We start from the raw sequence: 4892 nt of genomic DNA on the forward strand, positions 1-4892 counted from the left end.
CACTTAAGGCTTGCATTCAGGTTGTACTGGACTTCTTTTACAAAACGGGCTGTTTAAGCGCTTTTCGACACTTCTCTGTGGGATGACAGCACCAGGCTGACAAATAGGGAGGTCTCTACCGTTAAAAGGAGAACACCAGCTAGCTCTCCCTTTATAATGGAATCCTGCTTGGATCATGCAAGCATCAATCGTTGCATTCTCATTGTTGCTTAACTTTTGAACTTCATCCTCAAGATAATTAAGGTGTGGCAAACCACATTCTAGCAATGCTTTTCCTACCTCAGTAGAATCTGCTCCTAGCTTCTCCCACACAGCCGTCTCTCCTCGAGGAGGTTTATCAATGTTTTCAATGTCACATCCAGCAACCGTTAACAGAATGAGCAGGCTTAATAAATTAAACAACATTTTCATTTTTTGTTCCCTGTTCTCGTTGAATAAAGTTTGTTAAAACTAAATGAACCATAATTAATTTGACACTCACGACTTGCATCAGCATAACAATTATGGGGGCTCGGATTAAGGCCCAAGACCGCTCTCCCCATCTCTCTGATTGGATTAGTTGCTATAGTAAATAAACTGTTTGCTGCAAATATCGTCATATAAAAAGGATTTTTTATACCTTTCTCCAAAAGTGAAAAATCTAGATTTAAAGGTGCCTTATAAGCCGTAGGCCAATTGTAACCAATCACTGTACTAATGGGGTCTAACATATGACCTTGTGTGTAGATATAATTTTTTTCGCCATCGCTTAGATAATCTACTGTATTGGCCATCGATTGCATGTGAGCAGCCGCTCCAACAAGATAGAAGTCTGTTTTCTTGGCTACACCGTGGATACCATGTTCTTGCAAGTCATTTGCTCCATTGCTTACTGTTATGGTACCACGGCTATGCGCACTAACAATAGCATTGTCATTGCCATAACGATAGATAAAATCTTGGAACTTTTTGGTTGAATTGGTCAACCCCCAAGAGCCCCCTTCAAAAAACTTTTGATAAAATGCTACCCCTAATTCTACCAGCACATCGTCAGCTTGGGGAAAGTATGTAAAATAAAGGGGACCATTTTTATTAACAGCCAATTGGACAGCATTACCCGCAGCATCATCTGGTGAATTAAAAATGCCATTGTAGAACATATAAACAGCACCATTAGGGCCTTTTTGTAAATGCTTTTCTTCCTCTGGCTTTAAAAAGTGATACAGAGTGATATATTTTCCATCACTGCCTTTTATATACTCTCCATTTTCATCGGTTAAATAGAGGACATTGCCATTTTCATCATGCGCAACCTCACCTACTGGGTGCTCTTTGACATTTGTGATTTTATAAATTTTATCAAGGTATCCCAATCCTTCATCCGATAAATCATTGATCATATCTACGCGATTATGAACGATCCCCTCAAGCGATGTGGCGTCCACCGGTGCAACGGCTTGGTGGGCTGTAGCGGTGTTGCGGTTGAGAGAGCCAATGATTTGTCCAGCATCTTGCCCCATCGCCCTCTGTCCAGTTGTATCAGTAAGGATGATAGTCCCATCACTGATAGCAGATTTGGTTTCCCCTTCTGCTCCATCCTTGGCTTTGCCGTGATTTAAAACATTCTTGGCAATGTTCTTTATCGTGTCATTCCCAGAAATGCTAAACCCATGGCTGCTGGCTTTAGCATGGGCACTGTTGCTGATATCACTGGTGCTAATGCTTCCTGTGGTCAGGCTGTTTTTGTCCGCCGGCGCGGTGCTGGCAATGATGCCTCCGGTTAGGGTCGTTTTGTCTTTAACAATGATATTAAAGCCGCCATCACCCGCTTTGATGCCTGATTGCTCCACAACACTATGATAATCGCTAGAGGATTTATCCTTTTGGAAAGAGGCGCTCATGGAGCCCCCACCTCCCGTTTGTCCAGCACCAAAACCAACAGAAACAGAGTTTTGCTTGCTGGAAGTTTGTCCCGTATCACTGCGGCTGGTAATGGCAAAATCACCCCCTACTTCCATTTCTACATGATCTGCAGAAGCCACGGCGCCTGCCAATGTGGTGTTTCCCTGACTTATGGTATGAAGAGTGCCAGTGCCTATAATATGGCTGTTTTTGTGATGCACTTCATCACTGGAACCTTCCCCTTGACTAAAAGCAGCACTGCCCGTTGCCCCTGCGCCACCCGTGCCATAACCGGTGCCAACACTCATTGAAGCACTTTCACTGCTGTTTTGTGTGCTTTGCGTGTTTTGCGCACTTTCAAAGGTGATATCTTCACCTGCTTCCATGGTGATATTTCCGCTCTGTGCATCATTTTCCAGCACATAGATTGGATTGGTACCAGCGATAATATCAGCGCCAACACTATGGATGCTGCCTTCGTGGGCATGGATATTAATAGAACGCCCGCCTTCTATACTATTTGTTACCGCAGTAGATGTCTGAACAGAGGCTTCTGTTTTCTCAGTTTTAAAGCCCACGGTTACACTGCCAGATGCGCCAGCCATATTGGCAAGAGCATCCTTGGTGGAGCCCCCCAATCCTCCTAATGGATTACTCAGTCCTTTGGTTATGTTCCCCTTTTCCCCCGTATTGCCAGTCAGCCAATCAACAAAATTCTTGCCTTTATTAAAGAGGTGATTGATTTTCATGCCGGTCAATATGCCATTAATAACGGTGTTATTGCCATCCTTATTGTTCATACGGTCCGCTGAATCTTTTAAGCCTTGTACCGTGCCAAGGACACCGATATCAGCAGAGGCTGTCACACCAGCAAAAGACTTTTCATGCTTTTCTTTTGCGTTAGAGGTATCATAGCTTTCTGATAGGGTGATATTATTGCCAGCATCAATGTTGACATCACGATCCGCCGAAACAATGGTTGCTTGTAAATTCACATCATTGCCACCATTGATCTGCACATCTTTTCCCGCCTTGAAATGAGATGGCGTATTGGTATTTTCCCATTGGTCCCCTGTGTCTTTAGCGCTCGCAATTCCAACACCTACAGAAGCACCGCTAGGGTTCTTTTCAAACTGAAACCCAAAACCTGTGCGTTCTTCCTTTGAGCTTGCCCTATGACGATTGTGACCAGGTGAAACATTCACATCATGGGCTGCCGAAACATGAATATTTTCTTGCGCAGTAAAATCAGAGCCCTCCACGTTCACATCTTTTTTGGTGGCGGTGATGGTGATATTTTTCCCATTGAGAGAAGAGCCTTGATGCTCAAAACTCTCTTCATTTTCTGTCTTTCCCTCACTCCCGTATATCGACACAAAACCCTTGCCTGATCCCACACCAAAACCTGTTTCATGCTCCTCGGAATGGCTCTTATGATGATCTGTCATGCCATCAATCGTCACACTTTCTCCGCTCACATGAATATCTTCATTTGCAAACATATGAGAAGCAGTGATTGTGGTCTCTTTGTCTGATTGCGTGATAATGTTGCCCGTCGCCCCAAGGATAGAGGAGACCGTTGTGGTATGCGATTGAGATGTATCGGACGATTCCTCATGCAAAAAGCCACTTGAAGACGATTGTGCTTGCTGATCAAACTGTTCTTGGGCGCCTTTTATGACAATCTTTCCCCCAGAGTGAATGGTAATATCCGCTTGTTTCTGTTCTCCTGGTGCTTCCTCTCCTGACGTTTCCTCTGCCTTACCGGCTATGAGCGTCGAGGCTATAACTTCCGTGTTGTTTCCTGAGTCAATGGCAATGCCTTCACCCCCAGATATGAGTGAACCGGAAACTTGGGTAGCATCCACCTTGTTATGCACGGATTTGCTGCTACTAAATGCTCCACCGTCTTTATGGTACGACATCTCATAGTGTAAGCTATCCTCTGCATTGGTGATCAGGACATCGTTGCTGGCTTTCAGCCCTACCTTGCCATCAGCCGCAATGGAACTGCCTGTGATGCTAAGATCATGCGGTTTGCCATCCTGCCCTGCAATGATCGTGGTATCACCTCCCGATTTTATCGAAGAGCCAACGGCATGAGAAGCTTGCATGTCCACTTTCGTGTTTTTGCCCTGAAGATGATACTCCATCTCATCGTTTCTCACCCCTATTGTTACCTCCCCTTGGGCGCCAAGTCCAACATTGCCCTTCGCATCTATATCGGAAGCAGCAATATGGATATCGCCACCCGATAGAACAGTGGTATCTTTTCCAGAACTTAAATGAGAGCCATTGTGCAAGGCAACATGAGATGTTTCACTCCCATTCTGATTGTCCATACTGTTGCGTGTGGCATCAATTGAAACGTTTTCTTTTGCCTGTAAGGAAAGTTTATCCGTTGCTTGAACATCAGAGCCTAAGATATTCAAATCTTTTCCAGAGAGAAGTGTCGTTGAGCCACCAGAGTTGACTTCTGATTTATGATGCATGGTGGCATCACCCTGTTCATCATGGTAATGGGTTTCTGCTGAACCGATCGTCAAGTTGCCTTCTTCTGTAGCCATGGCAAGATCACCTCCGGTGGTGATCCCCACCCCTGAGGCGGTAATATCTTGTTTGGCAATCACGCTCGCATTGCCACCAACAGAAAGCGCCTCGGTGTTTAATACTGTCTCCACGCCGTCAACCGTTGTGCGCCCTGCATCTAAACGAATATTCTTCTCCGCAAGGATAACAGCATCCCCACCCGCCGCAAAATGCCCCCCTTGACTGAGGATATCCCCGCCATGCACATGCAATTGGTGGTTTGCCGCAATCCGCCCTGAATTGGTTATTGTGGAATTGCTCGTATTTTGGCTGGTGATATTGACATCATCGCCCATGATCAAAGCCCCAGAAGAAACAAAGGAGGCTCTGTCTTTTTCAGGGATATAAAGCACCGGTGCATAAACATCCATGCCCTTGACCTGTTGGCGCACATAAATCACCATCGGGGCTTCTAGAGAAGC

Annotated in this window: 2 protein-coding genes; both read right to left on the reverse strand. The window is 45.3% G+C overall.

The features are described 5' to 3' along the window. Positions 1–3: 3 nt before the first annotated feature. Entirely contained in the window at positions 4–411 is a 408-nt protein-coding gene (locus ACFIKH_RS08585) for a hypothetical protein (RefSeq protein ID WP_375671485.1), read from the reverse strand. Then, positions 408–4892 (reverse strand): hemagglutinin repeat-containing protein (locus ACFIKH_RS08590; RefSeq protein ID WP_375671486.1); only part of this gene is annotated, 4485 nt, incomplete at its 5' end. The genes ACFIKH_RS08585 and ACFIKH_RS08590, both read right to left, overlap by 4 nt.

It is taken from the genome of Bartonella sp. SD1336NMGDW, assembly GCF_042193565.1.
Lineage (GTDB): Bacteria > Pseudomonadota > Alphaproteobacteria > Rhizobiales > Rhizobiaceae > Bartonella > Bartonella grahamii.